The sequence below is a fragment of the Bdellovibrio bacteriovorus genome, assembly GCF_001592755.1.
GTDB classification, from domain to species: Bacteria; Bdellovibrionota; Bdellovibrionia; order Bdellovibrionales; family Bdellovibrionaceae; genus Bdellovibrio; species Bdellovibrio bacteriovorus_E.
On the sequence record NZ_LUKF01000002.1, the window covers coordinates 86,765 to 111,285 of the forward strand.

General features: G+C 46.8%; 20 protein-coding genes. 11 read left to right on the forward strand and 9 right to left on the reverse strand.

The genetic code is table 11. The features are described from left to right. Window positions 1–57: 57 nt before the first annotated feature. Entirely contained in the window at window positions 58–729 is a 672-nt protein-coding gene (locus AZI85_RS03240) for a PilZ domain-containing protein (protein WP_063242735.1), read from the reverse strand. 128 nt (window positions 730–857) lie between these two features. On the opposite strand from AZI85_RS03240, the gene AZI85_RS03245 reads away from it, so the two are divergent. Further along, a complete protein-coding gene (locus tag AZI85_RS03245; protein ID WP_253720812.1) occupies window positions 858–2,021 on the forward strand; it encodes a hypothetical protein in 1,164 nt (387 codons plus the stop codon). An 8-nt stretch (window positions 2,022–2,029) separates the two neighbouring features. Further along, complete coding sequence (locus AZI85_RS03250) at window positions 2,030–2,686, forward strand: hypothetical protein (protein WP_063242736.1); 657 nt, start codon at window positions 2,030–2,032, stop codon at window positions 2,684–2,686. Between the two features lie 70 nt (window positions 2,687–2,756). Here the strand turns inward: AZI85_RS03250 and AZI85_RS03255 are convergent, their stop codons facing one another. Genes AZI85_RS03255 through AZI85_RS03275 form a run of 5 tightly spaced genes read right to left on the reverse strand, consistent with a single transcriptional unit; the run spans window position 2,757 to window position 8,277 of the window. Continuing rightward, on the reverse strand, window positions 2,757–3,236 hold the full coding sequence (locus tag AZI85_RS03255) for a YceI family protein (RefSeq protein WP_063204486.1): 480 nt from the start codon (window positions 3,234–3,236) through the stop codon (window positions 2,757–2,759). A 45-nt stretch (window positions 3,237–3,281) separates the two neighbouring features. Next, the gene (locus AZI85_RS03260; protein ID WP_253720813.1) at window positions 3,282–4,283 is read right to left on the reverse strand and encodes a c-type cytochrome; all 1,002 of its coding nucleotides are present in this window, start codon (window positions 4,281–4,283) and stop codon (window positions 3,282–3,284) included. 28 nt (window positions 4,284–4,311) lie between these two features. Then, window positions 4,312–5,022 (reverse strand): hypothetical protein, encoded by a 711-nt coding sequence (locus tag AZI85_RS03265; RefSeq protein WP_253720814.1) that lies wholly within the window; start codon window positions 5,020–5,022, stop codon window positions 4,312–4,314. A gap of 2 nt (window positions 5,023–5,024) precedes the next feature. Then, a complete protein-coding gene (locus AZI85_RS03270; protein ID WP_063242738.1) occupies window positions 5,025–6,710 on the reverse strand; it encodes a DUF1501 domain-containing protein in 1,686 nt (561 codons plus the stop codon). A 13-nt stretch (window positions 6,711–6,723) separates the two neighbouring features. Next, window positions 6,724–8,277 (reverse strand): hypothetical protein, encoded by a 1,554-nt coding sequence (locus AZI85_RS03275; protein WP_063242739.1) that lies wholly within the window; start codon window positions 8,275–8,277, stop codon window positions 6,724–6,726. Window positions 8,278–8,470: 193 nt separating this feature from the next. Between AZI85_RS03275 and AZI85_RS03280 the strand changes: the two genes are divergently transcribed. Continuing rightward, window positions 8,471–9,304 carry an outer membrane beta-barrel protein gene (locus tag AZI85_RS03280; protein WP_081110896.1) on the forward strand — a complete coding sequence of 278 codons (834 nt, stop codon included), beginning with the start codon at window positions 8,471–8,473 and terminating at the stop codon, window positions 9,302–9,304. A 12-nt stretch (window positions 9,305–9,316) separates the two neighbouring features. Continuing rightward, entirely contained in the window at window positions 9,317–10,987 is a 1,671-nt protein-coding gene (locus AZI85_RS03285; RefSeq protein ID WP_063242740.1) for a BNR-4 repeat-containing protein, read from the forward strand. 7 nt (window positions 10,988–10,994) lie between these two features. On the opposite strand, the gene AZI85_RS03290 is transcribed toward AZI85_RS03285, so the two are convergent. After that, window positions 10,995–11,636 (reverse strand): hypothetical protein, encoded by a 642-nt coding sequence (locus AZI85_RS03290; RefSeq protein WP_063242741.1) that lies wholly within the window; start codon window positions 11,634–11,636, stop codon window positions 10,995–10,997. A 236-nt stretch (window positions 11,637–11,872) separates the two neighbouring features. Between AZI85_RS03290 and AZI85_RS03295 the strand changes: the two genes are divergently transcribed. The 3 genes from AZI85_RS03295 to AZI85_RS03305 all read left to right on the forward strand — a co-directional run bounded on the left by AZI85_RS03295 (window position 11,873) and on the right by AZI85_RS03305 (window position 15,147). Next, window positions 11,873–12,676 (forward strand): S1 family peptidase, encoded by an 804-nt coding sequence (locus tag AZI85_RS03295; protein ID WP_063242742.1) that lies wholly within the window; start codon window positions 11,873–11,875, stop codon window positions 12,674–12,676. Window positions 12,677–12,919: 243 nt separating this feature from the next. After that, a complete protein-coding gene (locus AZI85_RS03300; protein WP_063242743.1) occupies window positions 12,920–14,635 on the forward strand; it encodes a DUF2785 domain-containing protein in 1,716 nt (571 codons plus the stop codon). Beyond that, the gene (locus AZI85_RS03305) at window positions 14,632–15,147 is read left to right on the forward strand and encodes a hypothetical protein (protein ID WP_063242744.1); all 516 of its coding nucleotides are present in this window, start codon (window positions 14,632–14,634) and stop codon (window positions 15,145–15,147) included. The genes AZI85_RS03300 and AZI85_RS03305 overlap by 4 nt, the downstream gene beginning before the upstream one ends. A gap of 63 nt (window positions 15,148–15,210) precedes the next feature. Here the strand turns inward: AZI85_RS03305 and AZI85_RS03310 are convergent, their stop codons facing one another. Beyond that, on the reverse strand, window positions 15,211–16,716 hold the full coding sequence (locus tag AZI85_RS03310) for a flavin monoamine oxidase family protein (protein ID WP_253720816.1): 1,506 nt from the start codon (window positions 16,714–16,716) through the stop codon (window positions 15,211–15,213). Window positions 16,717–16,747: 31 nt separating this feature from the next. On the opposite strand from AZI85_RS03310, the gene AZI85_RS03315 reads away from it, so the two are divergent. The 4 genes from AZI85_RS03315 to mgtE all read left to right on the forward strand — a co-directional run bounded on the left by AZI85_RS03315 (window position 16,748) and on the right by mgtE (window position 22,443). Continuing rightward, window positions 16,748–17,377, forward strand: coding sequence for a 2OG-Fe(II) oxygenase (locus AZI85_RS03315; protein ID WP_155723908.1), 630 nt, complete (start codon window positions 16,748–16,750; stop codon window positions 17,375–17,377). After that, window positions 17,374–19,155, forward strand: coding sequence for an ABC transporter ATP-binding protein (locus AZI85_RS03320; protein WP_063242747.1), 1,782 nt, complete (start codon window positions 17,374–17,376; stop codon window positions 19,153–19,155). The genes AZI85_RS03315 and AZI85_RS03320 overlap by 4 nt, the downstream gene beginning before the upstream one ends. Continuing rightward, complete coding sequence (locus AZI85_RS03325; protein WP_253720817.1) at window positions 19,148–21,025, forward strand: ABC transporter ATP-binding protein; 1,878 nt, start codon at window positions 19,148–19,150, stop codon at window positions 21,023–21,025. Before AZI85_RS03320 ends, AZI85_RS03325 begins: the two co-directional genes overlap by 8 nt. A 77-nt stretch (window positions 21,026–21,102) precedes the next feature. Continuing rightward, the gene (gene mgtE, locus AZI85_RS03330; RefSeq protein ID WP_063204498.1) at window positions 21,103–22,443 is read left to right on the forward strand and encodes a magnesium transporter; all 1,341 of its coding nucleotides are present in this window, start codon (window positions 21,103–21,105) and stop codon (window positions 22,441–22,443) included. Window positions 22,444–22,519: 76 nt separating this feature from the next. Here mgtE and AZI85_RS03335 read toward each other — a convergent pair whose 3' ends face one another. Next, window positions 22,520–24,391 carry a S8 family serine peptidase gene (locus AZI85_RS03335; protein ID WP_063242748.1) on the reverse strand — a complete coding sequence of 624 codons (1,872 nt, stop codon included), beginning with the start codon at window positions 24,389–24,391 and terminating at the stop codon, window positions 22,520–22,522. Window positions 24,392–24,521: the final 130 nt, after the last annotated feature.

Consider the following 24,521-nt stretch of genomic DNA (forward strand, 5'->3'; position numbering starts at 1 on the left):
TACCCTTAGATGAAAATGCTTTTATGCCCTAAAAACCCTGGGTGAGAAAGCTTAAAGCTAAACTTTCTGTAAATTTTGACTGTTTAACCACTGGCGAAGCATCTCTTTATCTGAAGCCGAAGTACCTTCGAAGTGAACGCGGACATGGTCGGCCTTCACATCAATGACTTTTGCAGAGCATTGAATGTCGTTGATATCGGTGAATTGCACAGAAAGCCTATCGCCCGCCTTATAGGAAGCCGCATTGGGCACGGCAATACGCGCGCCCGTGTAAGAAAGATCCAAGGTCTGAGTCTCTGTCCCGTTCAATATAACAGGCGTCGCGATAGAAAAACGCTCTCCCGTCGGGGCAAACCAATTTTGGCGGCGATCCAAGTAAGGATAGCGGAAGAAATAAGAAACTGTGCCCACAATAAAAAGAACCAGCAGACAATCTAGAAGCTTCGCTGTGCTGATCAAAGGGTCCACATGCTCCATGTCACGAATCAGGCCATAGCCCGTGTTTAAGACGAAAAGAGCGCAAAGAACGATCCCTAAAAGCCACGAGGATTTGTGACGAATCATCAAACTGACGCCAGCACCGAAGATCAACAACCACCCCACCCAACTAAAAATCTGAGTTCCAGTTCGCTGATACATGAGGATGTCCAACACGGGTGTGAGAATCAAGACGGCAGCGGCCATCTGCACTGTTCGAGGACGTTCTAAGGTGGTTGCTTTTGTTTCCATACAAGGTCTCTTATCGGAAAACAAAGCCTGAAGTTAAATCAATGTACCAATTTGAGACGGAACACACAGTGCGTTCAGAGGTCGATTTTTATTGATTCCCTCGACGCGTCCAATAGAATTTTCCCATCGTGATACATTATAAAATTACATCCGCATTGATCGTATTGGCTTCATTATTCACCTTTAGACAGGCCCAGGCTTATCCTGACTTTATCGGCTATGCTTATTCTTCGTGCATTACCTGTCATTACAACGGCCTTGGTGGAGGCGCCCTGAATGACTATGGTCGCGCTTTGTATGCCACAGAGATCACGGCTCGTGATATTTACCCTAAGAACGTCGACGAGGAAGAGATTGCGGCTCAATCCGGTTTCTTAGGAAAAAAATCACTTCCTTGGTGGGTGCGTCCCGGAATTAAATACCGTGGCCTGTGGTTGAAGATGGATCCAGGATCGCAAGCGACTTCTGAGCGATTCATCAACATGCAAAATGATGTGAATCTGACTTTCTTCTTCGACAAGAAACAGAAATACACTTTGGTCACAACACCTTCTTATACGGGCATTGAACCTTACTATGGAAAAACCAACACATGGTTCATGAAGGAATATTACCTTCGCTACAAACAAAGCAACAACTTGTGGTGGTACGTCGGACAAATGGACAAAGCCTTCGGTCTGCGCAACGTGGACCACACGGCCGTCAATCGTCGCGTCATTACTTTGGGTCAATTCGACCAATCACAAGGTGTCATTGCTCACTTCACCTATCCTGATTGGGATATCGCTGCGAACGCGTTCTTCGGAAACGGTGCTCAAGAAGAACCTGAAAAACAAAAAGGTTACTCGGTCACCGGAGAATACCAGGTTTTTGAAAAATTCAAAATCGGCGGCTCTTTCTTGAGTTCCGAAAGTGAACAGAGCAAATGGAATCTTTTGGCCTTCACCACGCGCATGGGTCTTTCCAAAGGTTCGGCGATCATGGCCGAAGCTGGATTTAAAGAGCGGACGAATAAACTATCTGGCGCCGATGCGATGTTAGGAACTTATGCTCTGGTTGAAACGCTTGTGAATGTGCGCCGTGGATACAATATTTTGTCGGTCGTAGAGCACAGCAAAGAGGACATAAAAAAATCCTCACCGGAAGTGATGAAGTGGAGCTTAGGCGCTTTGATGTTCCCATTGCCTCGCCTTGAACTTCGCGCCATGGCCACAAACGCCAAAGTCTACGCAGATCAAACGGGCTCTCAAGATGCCTGGGCTCTGCAAGGTCAAGTTCACGTTTCTTATTAGGAGAGGTCATGAAAAAGTTTATTTTATTTTTCTTAGTAAGCTCGTTGTTATCGACCTCTTTTGCCCAAGAAGAAGCGTCATCTGACGAAGAGGCTTCTGCAACGGCGGAAGAGACCACAGAAGCGGCCCCCGCCCCCACAAGCACCGCGAAGGCAAAAAAAGTGACTTCGCGTGAAACCTGGGGCGTGAACATCGCAGCCTTGCAATGGAATGAAAAATTAAAACTGCAGCAGGGACTCACGAGTGAAAGCGATAATGCCAATTACAACGGTATGATCGTCACGATTCAAAAGGAAGTAACCTACTATCGCTGGGGTTGGAACTTTGGCGCGTTTATCGGCGCCGGTCGTGCCAATGGTGGCGGAGACAACTCTTTGGATTACTCGGAAGGAAAAGTGGCGTTCACAGTTTACGGCGTTTCCCCACGGGCGTTTTATCGTTTCTCGGGTCGAATTAATGCGGGAATTTCAGTGCTCGCTTTTATGAAGAACGCGGATTGGCCGGCAGCTTCCGGTCAAACTATTGACTCTGGTCGCAATATGAACGTGATGCCGATGGCGGATCTTAACATTCGTTTGTTTCAAAAGTGGGATTTCTATCAAGGCTTAGGGCCTTTGGCGGAAGGGTCCACAATGTGGAAAGTCGGAGCCACGTACCGATTCTAAAAGGCTTTAAGAGAAATAAAAAAGGCGCAGTCAATAAACTGCGCCTTTTTTATTTTGTGATTTCGAAAATCTATTTCACAGGAACAGCAACATGAAGAGTCACTTCATCTTCAACGCCAACACCCATGTAGTTGATGTCACTGATTCCAAAGTCAGACAAAGTCAGTTTGAAATTCGCTTTCAAAGTTTTGCCTTCCACTTTGTATGTGCCTTCAACGTCTTTTTCTACGCCCTTGATTTTGATTTTGCCTTTACCCTTACCACCTTTACCCGTTGCGGACACTAGAACAGCTTCTGGGAAAGCTTTTGTGTCCAGGTGCTTTTGCGTGTGCTTGTCACGAAGCTCAACACCGGTTTTTAGCGTGCGAAGATCCACGATGATATTTTCCGCGGAAACTTCGTCACCTTTCACCGTCGCTTGGCCTTTCACAGAGCCAGTCTTCGCTTTGAAATCCCCCATCGGATTTAGAATCACATCTACAGTGACACTTTGAGCAAAAGCTGCGCATGATAAACTTGTTGTTAAAAACAAAGTTGCTAAAAACTTCATTAGAAAAATCCCCCTAAATTCAGTGATTGTTTTAGTTCAATTAAATTATTTAATGCTATTGATCCAGTCAGCGATCGCCTGCACTTCCGCCGCAGAAATACTTCCGCCTGAAGGCATACTTTTCGCCCCGCCGCCTGAAGATCCTTTAAGTACATTGTACAAAGTAGATCCTTGAGGATTTCCTTTGACCACCCACCCGTTCGATAGCGCTTTGCTTTCAGAGAGATTCACAAGATTCGGAGAGTTGCCTCCCGATTTGTGACAGCTGATACATTTCGCATCATAGATTGCCTTCGCAATAACAAACTTAGGATTCACTTCATCCCCGTCCGAACTCGGCGCTGTCAAACTTGGATCCCAGAGCACATTTGCAATCATATTATTGTTGGCAATATAGCGAGACATGACGTTGAGCTGTTGATCTGTGAGTTTACCCTCTTTGTAGTAGCTATCTCCACCAAAGACCATGTATTCATAAACTTGCCCGCCCACGGGAGCAGCCTGCACACTTTTAGCTACCATCGAGAAGTCGCCAGGAGGTATCGTGGATTTCTGTAAAGTCGCTGTCTGCAAAATTCCATTCACCATTAAAGAAATTCCGCCGGCTTTAGCACCAAACGTCGCCGCCAGTACCATTTTATCGCCACTAGCTGGAACATTCGTTTCAAGATATTCACTCCAAGTGCCCGCACCTCCAGTACTTGTGCGAACGGCGCGGATTTTTCCGCTAGCAATGTTTATATAACTTTCTTCATTGGCTAAGCCCGAAGAAACAGTGATGATCTTTCCCGTGGCAGCTCTATCTGCGGCCACAATTAAGGACCACTGATCTGCCATCCACATTCCATCATTCACGAAATTGGGATTACCCGGCTTAGACCAGGCATTCAAAGATTCCGAATCCAAAAGAGCCGGGATTGTTTTTGAATCAAGTTCAAAGATACCTTGTTCATAGATCACTTGATCCTGCAAAGCAAAGTCACTGCAATTTTGAAATGCCACAACCAAACCGGTCATAGCTCCCACTGCAATAATACTTCTTTTCATCCCCACGAACATTCTTCCCCCGAAAACCCTATTGTAATTGCCAACCTGGCGATTCGCAAACTTGAAGAGCCAAAGCTCGCCATCTTTCAAGTGGCGTCTCGTTCTTAGCCAACAAAGCCCGATCTAAATCTAATAGAGAGTTCACAATCAGCTCTGAAGCTTCATCTCCCCGATAAAATAAAGCATAGACCTGACGTATCGTATCGGCTGTTGGCGCCGTCGCTCGATTTGTTAGCTTTTCTAAAATCGCATTCACACCTTGGTCCATACCAAGCACGTTCTCACAGAACTGCACACGGAAGGATTCACGAACGGTGTTGTCATCGGTTGTGATCGGAAGATTGGAGTTAGAGATATCTCCACCGCAATCGCGACCTGAATAAGAACCATAAGGATTACAACCTAAGCCGTACTGAGCCCCGCGATTGATGATCCATTGATTGATCAGGGCTTCTAAATTGGGAACTGGAGTCGCTGAACTCGTGAATATCTCGCGCATTAAATCGGCAACGTATTCCCGATTCACCACCAAAGTTTTTTGTGTCGGCAACAGGACTTCTTTCTGCGCCGGATGCGATTGATCCGTTGCACCCTCCATACCCATAGAAAGATTCATCGAAGCCATATCCAAAGTTTCAAAACCGCCCATCCCCATCTGCCCACAGTTTTGGTACATCTGAGTCAGGACTAAACCAGTGATCGCTAAAGTAAAGATTTTTGTTTTTTGCGACTTCAACATCTTTACCCCACAATCTTTGCTGTTTTCATAACACGCAGGCTGTTGCCTGAAAGTTCAACCAACGGCGCTGCCAAGTTTTCGTAAGGATTTTTGGGGACACGTAAAAGGGCTGCCACTGTCGAAGCTGCCATCGTCGGCGTGGGGCGACCCGCTTGATTGTAACCATCAATTGCGGCTCCAATACCTTGAGTCCCCGTGTAACCACCGCCATGACCACCTTTACTGATATTGCCGACGACGTAAGGACCATTCGAGAAAGCGCCTGTATAAACACTTGTGACCATTTGATTGAAACCATGGTCACTGCCCGTCCCATTGGCACGCGCACTGCGATTGAATTCAGAAATAATTTGCACAACAGTTTCAGACCAAAGATCTGTGTTGTTCACTTTTGTTTTCTTCAATTGATCAATCAACTCTAAAAGACCTGCTGCCAATGCGCGATAGTAAGCTGTCGTTAGCAACACCGCTGGGATAGCCCCGGTTTCGTGCATGTCTTTAATTCCTGTATGCGCCATCGTGACGCCGTTCGCAGCATCACGCAAAGTCACGTTGTTCAAATCACCCACTTGAATGTTGAGTGAACTCACGAGACCTTCTTTTAAAACATACTCTGCTAATGCCAAGCCTTCGCTAAGACCACCGGACTCAGTCATTGTTGAAACGGCACTTCTCATATCAAAATCGGGATGCACTGTAAGACCCCGATTTCCGTCAGCAACGTGCACACGCCAGAAATTTCCTTGGTCCGAAATCAAAGGGATATCACTGATACCAACAAGACCTGATTGGCGCATGCTGGATTCAATGATCCTGCGATATCTGTTCACGGCCGCTGTCCAATATCCATCGATATTGCCGATGCCTTTTTTCATAAGATCCGAAGCATTGGAAAGATTTTTTGCTAGAACTGTCGAGCCCGCGAAATCGGACTGAGCATAAGCACGTAAGCGCGCTTGCGCTAAGTCAAAGGCATCACGGTTGCGGGTCTTTAAATCCCGACCTTTGACCCTTCCCCCTTGAGGACCACCAAAGCCTTCAAGCAAGGAATGCAAAGGACTGCCGGTAAGTTTATTGAGCGCCTTGCCTTTAAGAGACATGTAGTTTCCGTAAGCCCCACGGTTCGGCCACTCCACCGCTTCAAAAGTTTTTGAAGAGTAGTCGGCAGCCAAACCCATCACTGAAGAAACACCACCCACAGGTGCTTGCTGAACAGTCGCATTGAACGGATGGCCGTCAAAGCCCGTACCGAAACCACGAATCACCAGCATGTGTTTTAGAAGATCCGTTAAAGGACGTTGGCCGGCACTGCTATTCACCGTGTGAGAAAACATGTGAGGAACTAAAACACCATTATAATTAAAAGAGCTGTATTCAACACCCGTGACTCTGCCACCCGAGCTTACGTATTTCGTCGCGACCATCGGATTAAAATCCAATTGAGTGTCGGAAGGATTGGTTCTCATCCAGGCATCAAAAGTATAACGAAGAGGTCCGCCTGCCATCAAAATATTGATGTAGTTGCGAGCTCCCGCTGTGCCGTTGGCTTCAGCTTGCGCTTCATGAATAAAGCCTGTGCTTAACACATTCAGCAGACGCTCAAGCGGAGTCGGAATTAAAGCTGTCGCACCGATAACGGCGCCACCAGCCATAAAACCCCTGCGTGAAAAATTATTTTCGTCCCCCATTGTGTCCCCCGGTTTACTGCTCTCGGAAATTCGCTTCTTTATAGTACTTCGAAGACATGATTCGTTTGATCATGCGACGAACGGATTGAGAATCGCGAAGCTCTGCCCCCAAAGCTTCTACGAACTCGCGATCCGCTATAGATTCGCTAGATAATTTTCTGTTCAACTCGGCATTCGCTGGATTTGAACGGTCGTAAAGAGCGACTTGGATACCAGTGAAGTACTCGAAGTATCTTTTTGCCGCGCAATTATAATAGTCCGGCGTATTCGCCATCGCCTCGCCCAACTGCGCCACTCCATTTACAGGTTTATCAATCAAAGTTCCTGTCATTGATCTAAAGAACAAGCGACCGGTTGGTTGTTGACGATGGAAGTTCGCCACCGGCTCTGAAGGCCAACCACCGACGGAAGGCAAATCAGGTTTATAAGTCACCATGTGCAATGCGGTTTTAGAATGTGTGCGAGATCCTTCGCTCATGACGAAGTAATCTGAACCCGCCATCACCACATTGCGAGTCGTGTAGGCCATAGGATCTAAAGTCGCGTGGCACATCACACAGCTTGCAGAGTTTCTAAATGGCGCAGAAGAGTTTCCAACCACCATTGTGCGAATGTCCGATTCACGCAGCGCCGGCAACTCCTGGCAAAGGAAAGAGTTCATATTGGTTTGCGACCAGCGACGAGGAACTTTCGTCGTTCCGTTCGCTTCAAGACCACGGCCATGTCCATAGTTCAAAAGAATATAAATGGGTGTTCCTAAAACACCACCGCCCAATGTGGCGTTAAGATTGAAAGAGTGATTCAATCCTTCCTGCTCATTTCCACGACGGTCCGCACCGAGTGGCTGCAAGCTGACGTTGGGAATCATCACGCTCTCGCTTTTTATACGAATCCCCACTAATTCACCGACTTCAATTTTAGGTAAATGCAGAAACATCGAATTTGTCGTATCCGAGTTGCCGTTAAAGCCCCCCGTCAAGGCACGGAAGTTAAAAAGATTTTCGTTAAAGCCCGCGTGATTTCCATAAAGGCGACGCGCTGGAAAATTCACGTTCCAGCCAATTTGACTGCGAACAGCTGCGTTTTCTTCACGCTGAGCGTGCACGCCCCAACCCAAAGTCAAAACGTCTTTGTACTCGGCCCCACGAGCAAACATGGCGCGGGTCAAAGCTAGACCTGGCTCTGTGGAATCATAAATATCCATTGTTCCGCGAGCCAACTCTTCATTGTACTCTTGAATTTGCTCGACAGCGTTCGTGGGAAACCAAGTGCGATGAAAATTATAGAAATTATTAAGAACGGCTCTAGCTTCTTTATCGTTGCGATTGATCAACGGACCAGAAGCATCCAGCTCGGCTTTATCCAAAAGACTATTGCAGGCATCTAAGGCTTTCACCTTTCCTGCTTTGATCTGGATCATCGTAGCGTGTTTAAGAGGTACGGGCTTCCCCGTCAGCTGAGTATAGCAACGATTAAAGAGCGCCGCCTCAGACATGGTCTGAGCAGATGACGAAACCGACGCCAACAGGATCATAACTGTAACAGTAATAAAATGTGTCACGGTCATTCCCCCGAATTCTTCCGCTCCCTAATAGTATCGGATGGTTACGGTAAAAGACGACCTCGCTTCTTAAATTGAGACACAAAAAAACGAATTCGTGTTCCGCGAAGGAAGCCTAAGCAAATCTATCCAGAATTTACGTGTAATGGAGGGTCTGGTTTTTCTTTAGTTTCATTTTGATTCTGACGATAGTATCACTATGAAAATCATCATTACAGCTCTGCTATTATCAGCTCTTGTTTCACCAGCTTATGCGATTCGCACGCTCAGTGTAAAAAAAGACCGCGTTCTTCTAGATCTCGAAGGAGAATCCGTGCAAGCCGGAGAAAAATTGGGAGCCCGTGATGGTGATGGTAAAGCGCGCGCCCTTCTTGAAATCAAACAAGTCAAAAACAACCGAGCTGTGGCCGCGATTCTTAAAGGTTCCATGAGTCCTGACTTTTCCATCGAAAAGCTGTCTCGTGGCGCGAAGTCTTCTCAAACTGCGAGCCGTGCGCCGAAATCTCAATCTGCTTGGGGATTGACTGCGGGTTACGCGATGAACACGATGACCGTGAAACCCACAGGCACATCAAGCATCTCTCTTTCAGGAAATAGCTTTAATCTTTCGGGCTTTTATCAAATGCAGCTCGACGGAAATATCAGCGCCCGCATTTTGGGTGGCTATGAATCCTTGCAAGCTTCCGGAACTTCTTCTGCGGCTTCGTGTACGGGTAGCTCCGACTGTAAGGTCGAAATTGGTTACTTGGGTGTTGAAGCCTTGGTTCGCTATACGTTCTTAAAAACGAAAACTATGGAATTCAACGCCGCCGCAGGTTTAGGATTCCTTTTTGCCATGAATAAAAGCAGTAACGTTCTAGACACTAGCAAAATTTCCACAAATCAAACCATCGTGGTGTCTGCAGGAATGGACTATCATCTTAACCGCAACAATTTTATTCCGGTTCAACTTGATTACGCTATGTACCCGGACAACAACACATCTTCCGCAAAACAAATCATCCTTCGCGCGGGATATGGATTTAACTTTTAGTTAGGTTGATAAATGAAAAAACTGGTTTGTGCAGCGCTTGCTCTGACAGCGATGGTGGTTTCTTTTAAACTGCTTCGTCCCAGTTCGTCCATTGAAGGTTCGGGCTCTTTTTCCTCTTTGAATAAAAACAAATATGCGCCCTTAAAACTTCCCGCTTTTCCTAAGACTGGATTGAATCAATTCAATTCTCCCGCGGAAGTCGCGAACTTTTTAGAAAGTTATCACGAGCGCAAAGTTTTTGCCTGGGAGCCCGGTTATCCCATTTACATCCCCGCCTTCGACAGTTTCAATCGACCTTATTTTCGAAGTCACGAACGCAGCCAGACAGCACCTCTTGCCAGCGGATTTAAAAAATATCAACACGGTGTTTGGATGGATCTGCCCTTTGATATTTCCGCAGTGAAAAAACATTTTCCGAACTCCACCGTGGATGAGATCGCTTCCATGAACCGACAAGATCTGATCTGGGACCCGAAGATGGCGGTCTTTGATAAAGACGACATTCTTTACAGCGTCGTACGTATCAAAACAAAAGACTCGGCGAATAAACACTATGTTTTGATGTACTCGAAGGATCACGGGACCACTTGGAAAAGTCAGGTCCTTCTAAGTTCTTCAACCCTGCCGGAATGGTATGACCTTGAAAGACCTTACACTTCAAAACCTCTGCCGGGTCCGCCTGCTTTCTTGTACTTTCAAGCTAGTGGCAAAGTCTCTGGCTACGAAAGCGGATTTGAGTACTGGCAAGGAACTGTCGGGACCTTGACGCTCCAAACAACTTCATTTGACAAAAATGGAGAGCTGGTCGCTGACACTCCCCTCACCCTGAGCACCACAGCCCAACCCATTGGCTATCGCAGTGGCAGTGCCGTTAAACTTCTGCGCTCCGGAGATAAATATTTTGTCGTCTGGTTAGAAGCTACCTTGGATCACAAGTTAGAACGAAATCAAAGAGGTCGTCCGACGAATACGGTGCCCGATAAAAATGGCAATCCCTATTCAGGAATTTGGGTTGCCGAGTATGACATCAAATCCGGATTGATCAGGAAAAAAGAAATTCTTAAAACCTGGCCTTTGAATGACAATCACAATCAACCCGGCATTGTGCGCTCAAGCCAAGGGATCTTGCACGTTATTGGCGGATCGCATGGTGGCCACTTCACATATACCTCGTCAACAAAAGCGGACTCCATCGATACTTGGTCTGCCCCCCAATTTGTGAACACGACGGACAGTGGGTATAGCGCGAACTTCAATATTCCTGGTGTTCCCGGCGGCAGCCAAACTTATGTCTCTTTCATCATCGACAGCAAAGACAAGCTTCATGTGGCCTATCGCCTGTGGGCTTACGATAAGTCCCTTTTTGATTTTGAATATTTCGGAGCACTGGCCTACCAAACGGCGGAGCTTGCAAGCGAATCGAATCTTTACAAATGGAGTGCTCCAAAGATTTTGGTCTATCCTAATGCGCAAGAGTACACACACTTTTATCAGGTAATGACTATTGATCGTCGCGATCATCTTTACTTAGAGTACAGTCAGATGCGCCCCTATGCGCCTTACTATTTTAAGACTCCATCCGGAGAGGCCATCAACACCTCGGCCATGCAGAACTCCGCCTTACTGAAAACCAGTGACGGCGGACATTCTTGGCATTTGGTGGAGGATGAGGATTTTCGCTAATTAATTTTTAGCGCACACTTCGACAGTTGCGAAGTTCAACGGATCTGTATCCGATCTTTTGCTGACATTTTCTTTGGACTTGCGCTTGAGCGCGCGGAGCACTCACAGCTTCTGCCGCAAGATTGGTGAAGTAATTCACTTGATACGCGTTCGCACGTCCCCAACATTCACACTCAACCATCACAAGATTCTGTGGAGGAGTTGGCTGAGACATCGTCACTTCATCAAAGCCATTCAAACCACAGCGATGCGAGTAATCACATCGTACTTGCACTAAGAACTTTTCTTTGATTTTCGAAACACTCACGGACAAAGAAAGCGTAGCTAAGTCCGTTAAAAATGGCGGAAGCATCGGATATTCCACTGTTGATCCCAATGGCACAATAACTTCATGAGGGAAACCGGCAAATGAAGAAGAGCAATTCACAGTCGCCACAGCCGACACAGGCACCTTCACCTGATCCCCCATCACCTCGAGTGAAATAGCCCGCGACGATTTTGGATAGATGTAATTCTGAGTTCCTTCATAGGCGCAAGCCGCTCCATACTGCGGATACTCGCTGCGCGCGACCACGTCCATATTTCCCTGAATCACTTCGGCCAAGGTGATTGTTGGTAACAAAAATAGAATTGCCAGAATCGTTTTCATAGAACCCCCGGGCCGGTCACTATCGCAAATCCCGAGGACTTTTCAACCAAGATGCCTAGGGTCATTGTAAAGCACTTGAAATTTGCTCCCTAAAACACCCCTAGGTTTGAGCTGAGGGACAAAGAAGTGTCAATTTTTTGTCCTAGGTAAAAATGTTTTCACCTCGCACGAAAGAACTTACCACCACGTCAAAATTTGGTAAATGTGGGCGGTTCTTTTCGAATCAAGGAGTCTTTATGTTTAAAAAGCTATCTCTTTCTTTGGCCGTTGCATTAACGTTAAGTGCCTGTGCCGAAACCGCTCAGCAAGCGCAAATGGAGTTAAGTGGCCAACAAAAAGGTGTCATTGGCGGTGATAAAGTTTCTGCAAATAGCCGCATCAGCCGTTCAACAGTAGGTCTTTATGATGAAAATGCCAAAGCCCTTTGCACGGGGACTTTGATTGCACCCAATCTTGTATTAACAGCGGCCCACTGTATCGATCCTACTTCCGACAAAATGGTTGTTTTATTCGGTCAGGAATTTAAAAACGCGGATGCTTCTCAACTTCGTCGCGTGGTTAAAAAAGTTCAGCATAAATACTACGGAGAGATGAAAGCCGAAGACATGTACGATATCGCGATGCTTCGCTTTGAAGGCACGGCTCCAGCGGGATACGCTCCAGCTCCCCTTTTATCTGACTTTTCTAGCATCAGAAAAAACACCGAAGTCGTGGTTGCGGGTTTTGGTTTGAACTGGGCTTGGGGAGTTAAAAAAGGTGCGGGCACTCTGCGCACAACAACTTTGAAAGTGAAATCTCCAATGAACGGATCTACAGAAATCATGCTGGATCAATCACTTCGCCGTGGTATCTGCAGCGGTGATTCTGGTGGGCCTGCGTATCTTGATGTGAACGGTCAGTTGTATCTCTTGGGTGTTGCAAGTCGCGGCGATTCTTTGCCGATTCCATTGACTCCGGATTGCTTTATTCTTTCCGTTTTCACTCGCGTGGATGCTCATGCGGATTGGATTAACGAAACGGCTCTTGAGTTGTTGAAATAATATTTCTTTAAGTTTCTAAAGCTAAGTAAAAACCCCGAAAGCAATTTCGGGGTTTTTTATTGTGATCTCGCTAGTATATACCTCTCGGAACAGACTGCCCTTTTGGGGCCCCTGTCTCAATTTTAGACAGCTGTCGAAAAGCTCTCCTCCATCGTATTGGAGCTAAGGCCTATAAAGCATTGGAACTTTCATTGCACCAGGCCCCATTGGATCATAGCCCCTACACGAACGAGGTTTAACTATATGGTACGTCGGCTTCAAACATCGCGCATGTTGATTCCCCTGTTACTGTCGTTGCATGGCTTTAACGCCTTAGCTGCGGACTTGAGTCCTCAGATTGCGAACAAACACCTCTTGCCTAAAGCAGTGCAAGTGCAAGTTACGCAACGTGGAATGAAGTACTTTGATAACCGTTTGAGCGATCTATTAGGAAACCTCGGTGTGAAGCTCGATGAAGGTTATTTCCCAGCGATGAGCTATACTTTTGAAAAGCCCATCAATCCGGATGATTTTAAAGACTCCAATCCTGAAATCGTCAAAATGTATGCGCAAGTTCGCGACCTTTTGACTCAATGGTTGGTCGGTTTTTCATTGGACGAACACCGCCCGTCAATTGAGATCGGCGAATCCGGTTATATCGCCAATTTTTCTCGTTTCGGTTTGGTGACGGATGAAGCCTTGATGAAATCACTAGGAAAGCGCGACGGTGCGGTCTTAGCTATTGAGCTTGAAGTAAAAAAGCTTTCTATCGCCACTCACTCGGTCAAAGCATGGGATATGAATAATGAGTTTCTGGGCCAAGTGGGCCTAGAAGATGTTTCTATCACTGCGGGCGATGACACGACTCCTTTGAAAATTCGTCTTCCATTCTACATTCGCTCTAATGCCAATGGCGGTTTGGACTTCGAAGCTTTAGAGATTGATAATAATCTTTCGGAAACTCCGATCGCTTATCAATACAAAAAATTAATCGTTCCTCAGATCGCGGTTGAAATTAATGGGAAGAAGTTCCAGCTCAACACCGCACAGCTTGATGCGATGTTAATGGAACAAGCTCCGGTTATCTTACAAAAAGTTCGCGAGAGCTTGGGTGACTTTGCTCGTAAGCAATTGCCAGAACTTTTAAATCAAAAGGCCAAAGAATTTTTAAGTGGTTCTTTGGAGCAGGTTCAAGACATGGTTCCGCCAGGAACTGAAGAATATGACCGTCGACCTAACTTCAAATGGGGTTTGCAGCTTCAAAATATCAATTTGAAAAAATCTTTGAACATTGAGCTGACGGCTTATGTTGAAGACCCAATCAATCCCAAAAGTCGCCCGGTTGCGTCCAATGGTCCTCGCGGGTTGCCGCAAGTCAATTTGATGCCTCAGGAAAACTACGACCTGGCATTGACGTTAGATCGCGCGTTGATCAATCGCGTGTTGCAATTGAGTTACGAACGTAAAAACTTTGAGACCATCCGCCAATCCAACGGCACTGTATTGAAACTGAAGGCGGCGCCAACGATTGACTATGTAAAAACTCCAGCCGGCGCGGTCTTAAAGCCACAGGAAGCTTTCGTAAAACTGCATGTTTCAGTTGAAAACGAGCCCAACCACATTGCTCTTAAAGATAAAATCGTGATCGATTTCGACATCATTGCAAAATTACGTCAGTTGAGCGATAAGTCCGGCATGCAGCTGCAGTTGCATTCCATTGACGTGGACTCTTTGGTTATGGACAACAAATACCTTTCACTTGTGGGTAAGTTGATGCCAGGCAAAGTGCGCGAAGGTGTGAAAGACAGACTGCGTGAGCAAAGTGCAGGCTGGAAAACTGTGGATGAAGTCATCCCGGGAAGTTTGCCACTTCCACCTGTGATTTTAGGAATTAAATTGGATATCAATCGCGTTGCTGTAGATCCAAACGGTCACATCGTCATGTATCTAGACTACGCGAAAACAGGAGCTAAAAAATGAGATCTCTTAAACTCATCGTCATCAATGCGCTAACTCTGATCATCGGTCTGGGTTTGATGAGTGGTTCTGTTTCCCAAAGAAGTGCGGAAGCCGCTCGTTTTGAAACCATCCCTTCACTTCAAGTCAATCGCTTGGGGAACTTGCGTGGACAATACCTGACAGTTCTTTACGCTGTCGGTTCCCGTCCGTTTATTTCTACGGACTCTTCGCAAATCACGATCTCTCAAGTGAAAGAGTCACGCACGGTTTATATCTCTGCGGACTCGATGTCTTTGCCTTCGGTGCAGGTTGAAAAAGAAGGTTTCCGTCCTTCTTACAACATCATCGTCTTCGTGGTTTCTCCTCAGCCGAACTACAGCTGGGTGAATGCGGACGGTTCTGCCCCTCAAGGTATGAGCATCACAAGCAATCGCATGAGCTCTTTGATCAATGCGATTAATAAAACAGATGTTGATAGCTTTATCGCCGCTCAAGGTGAAGCTGGTACACTGCAAGTGAATCTCGTGAAGTAATTTTGAAAAAATCAAAGGGCGATGGTGAAAACCATCGCCCTTTTTTTATTTCTGAATCCTTTGTTAAATCTGAATTTCTGAAGCGGCTCGAACACCGCTCTCCAAGGCCCCGTGCAAAGTTCCCGCAAATCGAACACTGGTGTGTTCACCGGCGAACTGGAATCTGCCGCCATACTCAGCTTCGGCCGCAGCTCCTTTGTAGCGCATATACTGACCTGGCTTAAATACCGCCATGGAACCTAAAGACCATTTGCGCTGCTGCCAATTAGCAACTTCGGAAGAGCCTTCGGCAATAGCCGGAAGATCATTATAGAAAATATCTAAATCTTTCAGCGCCTCACCCGAGGCCGCAGCTCCCGCTTTGGCTCCGGAAGTTCCCGCACGTTGGAAGGTCAATAGACCTTGTGTTCCTTTCTGTGCACGGCCCGAATCCCAGATTTTTTGAGTTACGAAATCTCCAGTGAAGTTTCCGACATTTGCCGGCACCGTCCCGCGACGATCACGCCAGAATGGTGAAGCAAAGCCCAACGTTCCTTTAGAGTGGGTCGCATAAGCCTGCGACATGATGTTCTCTTTTTTCACTTGCGAGAAATTCAAATTCTGAATGCCGCTGACTTCGCGCAGCTTTGAAAACGGCAAAGTGCAAATCACATGTCGGGTTGTGAACGTCTCTTTTCCTTCCGGTGTCTGGAATGTAAGTTCAAATGTTCCATCATCTTCAGAGATCGAAGTCAGTGGACTATTTAGACGAACGACGTAATCAGGAATCACTCCCGCGACCCGTGCAGAAAGAGTTTGCATTAGATTTGAAAGTCCCCCGTCCATGCGAAACACCGGACGCCCCGCTAGCAATGAGCTGCCTTCAGCATCTAACGTCGACAAAAAGTGCAACGCCGATTGATCTTTTGCATCCACACCGAAGCGGCTGACAGCTTGAGCTTCAATCAACTGTAATACCAAGGGATCGACTTCACTTTTCCAACTATCAAGAAGGTCGGTTAATGACAAAGAGTCATAGTAAGCCGCCCTTTCGAACTGAAAAGAATTTCGATAAGTCAGAATGACATCCTGTTCGCGATACAGCTCTGTGCGGATGCGACGGAAGGGACTCTGCAAAGTCTTTAAGCGTGATGCGATGTCTTTGACACGATAAACTTTTTTATCGAATGAAAAGAGATGAGCCTCAAGGCCGGCCGCTGTTTTTACTTCGCTTGTCGGAATATTGAGCTCTTTGGCTAACTCAAAGACGCGGGTGTGCGTGCTATCAAAAAACTCCGCACCCAATTCGGCCACCGGTCCTCCTTGAGGAAAAACGGTCACGGATTGCACGCGGCCCCCAACTCGTGAGGAGGCTTCGAATATGCGAAAAGGGATTTTGCGTTTTTTCAGTTCAAACGCGGCAGACAAACCTGCGGCCCCCGCGCCCAGAATGACAACTTCGTTTTTAAAATTTCTTTTATCACCCATGAAATAACGGTCTAAGCTAGTGCAACTGCTAAGTGCCATAGCAGACGTGCCTAGAGCAGAAACTTTTAAAAATTCGCGGCGAGTAAAAGAACTTTTTGCCATCAACCCCTCACATGCATAGAATGGCAACACTTTGGCACAGAATCAAATCAATCTCATAAATCTAGAAAGAATGTTTGATGATTTAGCACAGAATAACTGGGCTGTTTCATCCACTGTTTTCACTCGAGAATTCTGCCAAAACCTTGCCCACGAGTGTCAAAAGCTTCACTCTGACGGCGCCTTTCACAAAGCTTCTATCGGACGCGGAGCTACAAAGACAGTTCACACGGAAATTCGAGGCGATTTCACACTGTGGATTGAAGAAGCCCAGGCGACTTCTTTGCAAAAAGATTTTTTGTCAAATCTGCAGCTGCTTTTACAAAAGCTTAATCAGGATTTTTACTTAGGATTGAAAAGGTACGAAACGCATTTTGCTCTCTACCCACCGGGGGCGGGCTATGATAAGCATATCGATAATCATCGAGGTTCTGGAGCAAGAAAGATCACTTTCATTCTCTACCTTAATGAAAGCTGGCAAAAGGGATACGGTGGCGAGTTGAGTCTCTATCAGCCTGATCAGGAAAATATTCTGATCACTCAGATCGAGCCTGTGCTTGGCACTTTTGTTCTTTTCCGCAGTGACCTCTTCCCTCATCAAGTCGAGAAGAGCTTTCAACCACGCCTGAGTATCACGGGCTGGTTTAGGGACGATGCATCATGAAGTCACTCTTTTATCAGGTCGTATTCACTCGCTTCTATGCGCGAGTTTTGATTCTTATCACGTCCCTTTTTGGTGCGGTGTTTGGACTATTAGGCCCTTTCTTTCAAAAAGAATTCATTGACCAACTGACGGGACAGCAAGGGCATTTGCATCTTGTCGATTTTTCTAATCCCCTCACCTACGTGCTGGGTGCATTCTTCTGCGTATTGATTGCGCAGGCGTTCTCACAGCTGACAAACTATTTAAGCATTCGAGAATCTTTGTACATGCAAAAAATCTTTGCCCAAAGACTTTACGAAAAGACGCTGCACTTGCGTGTCGATACTATGAGCGGCAAGCCTGTCGGGGAAATCGTCTCGTTGTATGCCACGGACGTCCAAGGGGCGACCGTGTTTTTAGATCAAACATTGCCAGCGGGAGCTTCTACGCTCTTTCCATTGATCTTGGCGCCGTTTGCGATCTCCATTCTTTTTGATGTTCCGATCTGGCCTACGGTTCTTTTGATGTTTGCTATTGCCACACTGAATACCTTTATGGCCTTTCGCCAATCGAAATTCTTTTTTAATTTTAAACAGCTGGCGGCAGAACGCATTGGCTTGGTGAATGAATGGATTCAAAATATTCGTACGATCCGCATCCTAGGTTGGATTCGTCATTTTGAAGCTAATATTTTTGTCAAACGTGAAGTGGAAACACGCAATCGTGTCTTGATGGTGACGAATGGTCAGATCATGAACTCGATTTCGTCTTCGATTACGTTTTTCTTAAACGTCGTGGCTTTGGGATCTTTGGTGCTTTATACAAAACACCAAATGACCAGTGGCGAGCTTTTGGCTCTACTTTGGATTGTCGGCGTTTTCTTGACTCGTCCCTTCCGCCAAATGCCTTGGTTCTTCACTTTCGCTTTTGATTCTTGGACCTCGCTAAAACGTCTGGAAGATTTTCTTTCGACGAAAAACAATGAAACCAATGGCGAAAAAGAGCTTTCGAAACAAGAAAGAAAACGCGAAGAAAAATTTGCTCTGCAAGTTCGTAACTTAAATCTTTCTATCAGCGGCAAACGCATTCTGAAAAACATCAATCTCGATGTAAAACATGGCGAATTCGTCGCGGTCGTGGGAGAAGTGGGTGCCGGGAAATCCATGCTGCTACTTTCTTTACTGCGCGAAACGGGAGCAAGCTTTGAATCTTATCACTTCGGCGAAAAAAATGCGCTGGAGATGACTTTAGACGAAGTGCGCGCACAATATGCCTATGTTCCGCAAGAAGGCTTCATTATGAATGCGACATTGCGTGAAAACGTGGCCTTTATTTATGACATCGAGCCCGAACGCGATCCGATGATCGAAGAATCCTTAAAGCTCGCGCAATTTGATTTAAATACTGAGCGTGTTGAAAAAGGTTTAGCCACAGAAATTGGCGAGCGTGGCGTGAATCTTTCAGGCGGTCAAAGACAGCGTGTGGGTTTGGCGCGTGTGCACTTTCATAAAGCCCCCGTGTTGCTTTTAGATGACTGCCTTAGTGCGGTGGACGTCGACACGGAACAAAAACTTTTCGAACAGCTTTTATTAGGCGCTTGGGCCGGGCGCACTCGCCTTTTAGTCACGCACCGTTTGAGCGCCCTTCATCAGGTGGATCGCATTTTATTTATGGAAGAAGGACAGATCGTCGACTCTGGAACTTTTGAGGAGCTTTTAGGAAGAAATCAAAAGTTCCGTGAATACACTACGACCGTCGCCAAAGAGGCCACGCAAAAGACGGAGGTGAGTCATGTCTAAAAGAAAAGTGACGAACCCCGCGGTGAAAGCCAAATATCTTTCTGACGGCGAAGTTCGCAAAGAAGGCGGCTACAGCCAAAGCCTCTTTGAAACTTTGCGCTTTGCTTATGGACCTTTCTTAACCCGCATTCTTTTGTGCATGGGGGTCGGATTTATCGGTCGCGGCCTTTTATTAGCCAACACCAACGTTATCGGTTATTGGGTGGATAATCTTGTTGGAAAAGAAACGCCCTTGACCGGCTTTACCTCGCAACAGTTTATCATTCTTTTAGGAGTGATGGCGATCAGTGGTTTTTTAATGACCTTGCTTTTCCGCGTGGGTTTTTCAAGGCTGTCGGCGCAAGCCATTTCAAGTTTCTATGACGAAGTGACGTTAAGAACGTCTCGCCTGCCGATGAGTTTTTTTGATAACACACCGGCGGGCCGTATCATCACGCGCTTTTCTAGCGACTATGGGAACATCTTCCGTTTATTCGGTGGTCCCCTAGCCGAGTTTATTTCCATCATTTTTGATCTAAGTATGATGGTGATTTTAATCACGGTCGCAAACCCGATTTACCTGGTCTTTGTGCTTTTCATCGGCGTGATGAACTTCTTGGTTTATAAACTAAATCAGCAAAAATTGCGCACCTCTCGACGTGAGCTTTCTGCCAGCCGCTCCCCGAGCATTGCGCATTTCGCAGAAACCACTCAAGGAGCAAGCACCATTCGCTCTTTCCGCCGTCAGAAATCCTTCGCCGAACGCTTTGAGCGTTTGGATCGCTATTTCCTGACACAAAAAATGAATACGACAAAGCACTTGATCAGCTTTTCATTCCAAATGAACAGTTTAACAGCACTCCTGCTTTTAGTGACGGGTGTGTCGGCTTACTTCATGGTGGAAAAAGGTTGGGCCACGGTGGGCTCTGTCGGTGTGGCCTTCAGCTTTATTGCTTTATCGGGAAATACCGTTCAAATGTTTTTTGAGTGGTTGACTCAGTTTGAAGAAGCCATGATCGGTGTGGAACGTCTTGATCAATACATGCGCATGCAAATTGAAAATGGCAGCCATCTGCCCGCTTCGGCGAAGTTTGCGACAGGTCACCCCGTATACTCGGAGTCGGTTGAAAAATATCTGCACAACCGTCGTTTGACAGAGGATCGCAGCGCCTCGGTGCAAGTCAAAGATGTGTGGTTTAGATATCGCGAAGATCTGCCGTGGGTTCTTAAGGGCGTAAACTTTGAGGTGAAAGCCGGTGAACGCTTGGGCATCGTGGGTCGCACAGGATCTGGGAAGTCCAGCTTGATTCAGGCTCTTTTTTATCTTTATCCCGTCGATAAAGGTCATATCTCCATCAACGAACATCTTCCAAAATTCAACGAAGATGCCACGGGTGTGGATCTGAATCTTTATCGTCAATCCATGGCCTTCATCGCGCAGGAACCGATTCTTTTCCAAGGAAGCTTGCGCTTTAATTTGGATATCAAAGACACTTTGCCTGATGAACGTCTGATTCAAGTCATTGAGCAAGTAGGTCTGGGGGATTGGCTCAGGTCACACCCTGAAGGCCTTCTGATGCGTATTGAAGAGCGCGGGAAGAATCTATCATTGGGTGAGCGCCAATTATTATGTATGGCTCGCTGCCTTTTGCAGGAATCTCCGATTGTGATCATGGATGAGGCGACAAGCTCTGTGGATCCACAGTCCGAAGAGATCTTAGTGAAAGCGACGGAAGAATTTTTCTCGGATCGCACACAATTGATCATTGCCCACCGTCTTTCGACTTTAGCGAAGTGTGATCGCATATTATGGTTGCAGAATGGCGAGATCGTCGCCTTGGGACCGACAGAAGAAGTGCTTCCTCGCTTTAAAAAAGCAGAACTGGTCTAAAAAATAAGTTTGCGGCTTCCGATGAAAAGGGGTATTTGTCGGACACAGATTTATTTTGCAACTAGCGGAGCGCGGTGATGGAAGACAACAACCAAGCACACGACGAAATCCAGGAGCAGGACTCCCTCATGAGTCTGACCGACACGTGGTCAGCATTGAGCCCCGATGAACGTCGTGAAAAGTTCAAAGAACTGCCGCGCACCGAAGCCGAAGAGTTGTTTCTAAGCCTTAAGACCCATGACCAGGCCGAACTGATCATGGAAGCGGCTCCCCTTGAAAAACGTTCTTGGATTCGCCTTCTCGCCCCGGATGACGTGGCCGATTTGATCCAGGAGATGGGTTCTGATTACCGTGACGAACTTCTAGCTCTTTTAGATCCTCAGACAAAACGCGAAGTGACGGCCCTTCTGGCTTATGCAGAAGACGCGGCCGGGGGACTGATGAGTTCTCGTTTCGTTCGTCTTCGCCCCGACATGACGGTCGATGAAGCCATCACTTACATCCGCATTCAGGCGAAAACTCACGTCGAGACGATTTATTACGCCTATGTTTTAGACTCAGATCAAAAACTTTTGGGCGTGGTTTCTTTCCGCGAATTGTTTTCAGCGACTCCGGGCAAGCGTATTTCTGAAATCATGCACACCGATGTTTTGAAAGTTCCGGTTGAGATGGATCAGGAGCAGATCGGTCGTATTTTCTCTCAGCAAGATTTGATGGCCGTTCCGGTTGTAGATGAAAATGGCATCATGAAAGGTATCGTTACGTTCGATGACGTGGCGACAGCGATTCAAGAAGAAGCGACAGAAGATATCCATAAGCTCGGGGGGGTTGAAACCCTGGATGCGCCTTATTTAAAAATCTCGATGCTAGAGATGATTAAAAAGCGCGGCGGTTGGCTTTTGATTCTCTTCTTAGGTGAAATGTTCACTGCGACGGCCATGGCTTATTACGAAGATGAGCTGGCGAAAGCCGTTGTTCTTTCTATGTTCATTCCATTGATTATTTCTTCTGGTGGTAACTCGGGCTCTCAAGCCTCCACTCTGGTGATTCGTGCCATTGCCTTGGGTGAGGTGCGCGGTCGTGACTGGTGGCGCGTTCTAGGCCGTGAAGTTCTGACAGGCTTAACACTAGGTCTGCTCTTAGGTGCGATTGGTTTTATTCGTATTCTGCTTTGGCCTAACCGCGAAAGTCTTTACACGGCTCACTACATGCTGGTCGCAGCGACAGTGGCGGCTTCGGTTGTGGGGGTTGTTTTATGGGGAACGATTTCAGGATCCATGCTTCCCTTCATTCTTAAGAAAGTGGGATTTGACCCCGCTTCGGCTTCAGCTCCTGCGGTTGCGACTCTTGTCGACGTCACGGGACTTGTGATCTATTTCACGGCGGCAAGTTTATTCTTAACAGGTGTTCTGCTTTAATAAGTTTGAAAATGAAAAAAGAAAAAGGCTTCGTGATTGCACGAAGCCTTTTTTGTTTTTGAATTAAGTTCTTAGATTAAGTCTTGATCAGACCTGATGTCCAATCGCGGATCATAGCCAGAGTTCCCTGTTTCGCGTTGGCGAACTGAACACCGTAGGCTTGGTTCTTCTCGCTCCACACGACTTGACCTTGCACCTCGATGACTTCATGGCCATCTGGACTTTGGATTCGCATCGTGACGATACCACCTTTATCAAGGGCCGCATCGGCGTTGAATGACAAACCACCTTCAGAGATCGTGTTCACATTACCGACGAGTTCGCGGTCTCCGACCATCACGCGGATTTCAGAACTCATTTTAAAGCGATCATATTTACGTTTATTTTTTGGATCACGAGATCGCAACACTTGCCAGAAAGCCAGTGGCGCCATCAAAAGACCGATCACCACCGCAATAGCACCCGCTCCACCACCTTGACCCGAGCCAGGACCGTTTTGTGTGACGGCTTTCACCAAACCACAACCCGCACCACCACCGCCCGGAGACGAAGACGCTTGCTCTGTAAGATAATAAGGCTTGTAGTCAGGTTGCACGGAAGATGTCGTCGCCATTTGCTGAGAAGTGCGGATCATTTCATAAGCATCAATCCGAGCACTCGTGTAGACGAAATTATTCAGGTAACTATTCGCCGCACTCGTTCCCAAAATCAATTGCTTCATTTGGTAGCCCGACAAGGACGGGGCCTCACGGAAAGCCAACGCCGCAACACCCGCTACAAACGGAGCTGCCATACTTGTTCCTGACATTTTAATGGTCGTATTACCAGGGACTGTACTTTCAATATACTCACCCGGACTGGCGATATGAACTGTCGAAGCGCCATAGTTTGAAAATCCCGAAAGATCATCAAAACGTGTTGAAGAGGCAATCGAGATATTGCTTGGAACATCATAGTTCGCCGGATACATCGGCTTCGCATCGTTATTGTTTCCGTAGTTACCAGCGGCAGACACCACAAGCACACGACGGTCATAGGCATACGTGATTGCATCATGAAGGGCACGGCTGTAATTACCACCACCCCAAGAGTTATTAATCACGCGCGCGCCATTATTAATAGCGTAATAAATCGCGCGAATCGCATTTGACGTAGAACCCGATCCATCCGCGCCCAAGAATTTCAAAGGCATGATTTGGATTTTAGATTCCTGCAATGGACGAGCGAAAATATTTTGGCCGGTACCGACGACAATACCCGCAACGTGAGTTCCGTGATCGTCATCATCCATAAAGTTGCTGTTGTTAGTAATGAAATTCCAGCCATTGACGTCGTCGACATAACCATTTTGGTCATCGTCAACACCTGGAGTGCCGGCCGCTTCTACCGGATTCACCCACAAAGCACCTGTTCCACCAGAGCCATAAGGCTTAAAGACATCATGGTATCTATCAAGCCCCGTATCCACGACCGCCACGACGACTTTGCCATTTTGTGCACTCAAAGGTGAAAGAAGGGGCCACGAACGGGCGATGCCCGTTGAAGCATCGGACTGCGAATAGACATTTGAATCCGTCGCCGCAAAACTGCTGTGGGCGAATTGCTCATAAGTCAAACGCTCAACAGGTTCGTTCGGAGTGATTTCTGTTTTATCCAAAATATAGTTGGGCTCGATGTACTCGACATCGGGGTCATTTTTCAGGGCCTCAAAGTTGGTTTTTTCCTCGGCACCCGACTTCATCGTGACTTGCATGATGTCCAAGCCCGGGAAGCTGGCCTTCATCGAAGCCTTACCTAAAAGCTTTGTTTGGGCAATCGCAGCCCCCCCTGAAGAGGCCTTAAATTTAATAAGGTACTCCCCAGGAACAACCCTAGGTTCGTTCTGCGCAAATGCCGCAGAGCTCAGAAGACTGTAAGAAATAAATAGACCGCCTAGAATCCGTTTCACCGGTTCTCCTTTGACCCTCTTCTTGTCGGTCGGAAGTCGGGGGTTGTTTAGTGAAAAAGCTGTCTCATTATGAGAATGCGCAAGGTCTTGAAGAGCCTCGACTTAGCTGATATTTAAATTGAACCGATAC

Coding starts and splice junctions, on each gene's coding strand:
- AZI85_RS03240 (WP_063242735.1), bottom strand. CDS start 729: ATGGAAACAAAAGCAACCACCTTAGAACGTCCTCGAACAGTGCAGATG.
- AZI85_RS03250 (WP_063242736.1), top strand. CDS start 2,030: ATGAAAAAGTTTATTTTATTTTTCTTAGTAAGCTCGTTGTTATCGACC.
- AZI85_RS03255 (WP_063204486.1), bottom strand. CDS start 3,236: ATGAAGTTTTTAGCAACTTTGTTTTTAACAACAAGTTTATCATGCGCA.
- AZI85_RS03260 (WP_253720813.1), bottom strand. CDS start 4,283: ATGAAAAGAAGTATTATTGCAGTGGGAGCTATGACCGGTTTGGTTGTG.
- AZI85_RS03265 (WP_253720814.1), bottom strand. CDS start 5,022: ATGTTGAAGTCGCAAAAAACAAAAATCTTTACTTTAGCGATCACTGGT.
- AZI85_RS03270 (WP_063242738.1), bottom strand. CDS start 6,710: ATGGGGGACGAAAATAATTTTTCACGCAGGGGTTTTATGGCTGGTGGC.
- AZI85_RS03275 (WP_063242739.1), bottom strand. CDS start 8,277: ATGACCGTGACACATTTTATTACTGTTACAGTTATGATCCTGTTGGCG.
- AZI85_RS03280 (WP_081110896.1), top strand. CDS start 8,471: ATGAAAATCATCATTACAGCTCTGCTATTATCAGCTCTTGTTTCACCA.
- AZI85_RS03285 (WP_063242740.1), top strand. CDS start 9,317: ATGAAAAAACTGGTTTGTGCAGCGCTTGCTCTGACAGCGATGGTGGTT.
- AZI85_RS03290 (WP_063242741.1), bottom strand. CDS start 11,636: ATGAAAACGATTCTGGCAATTCTATTTTTGTTACCAACAATCACCTTG.
- AZI85_RS03295 (WP_063242742.1), top strand. CDS start 11,873: ATGTTTAAAAAGCTATCTCTTTCTTTGGCCGTTGCATTAACGTTAAGT.
- AZI85_RS03300 (WP_063242743.1), top strand. CDS start 12,920: ATGGTACGTCGGCTTCAAACATCGCGCATGTTGATTCCCCTGTTACTG.
- AZI85_RS03305 (WP_063242744.1), top strand. CDS start 14,632: ATGAGATCTCTTAAACTCATCGTCATCAATGCGCTAACTCTGATCATC.
- AZI85_RS03310 (WP_253720816.1), bottom strand. CDS start 16,716: ATGGCAAAAAGTTCTTTTACTCGCCGCGAATTTTTAAAAGTTTCTGCT.
- AZI85_RS03320 (WP_063242747.1), top strand. CDS start 17,374: ATGAAGTCACTCTTTTATCAGGTCGTATTCACTCGCTTCTATGCGCGA.
- AZI85_RS03325 (WP_253720817.1), top strand. CDS start 19,148: ATGTCTAAAAGAAAAGTGACGAACCCCGCGGTGAAAGCCAAATATCTT.
- mgtE (WP_063204498.1), top strand. CDS start 21,103: ATGGAAGACAACAACCAAGCACACGACGAAATCCAGGAGCAGGACTCC.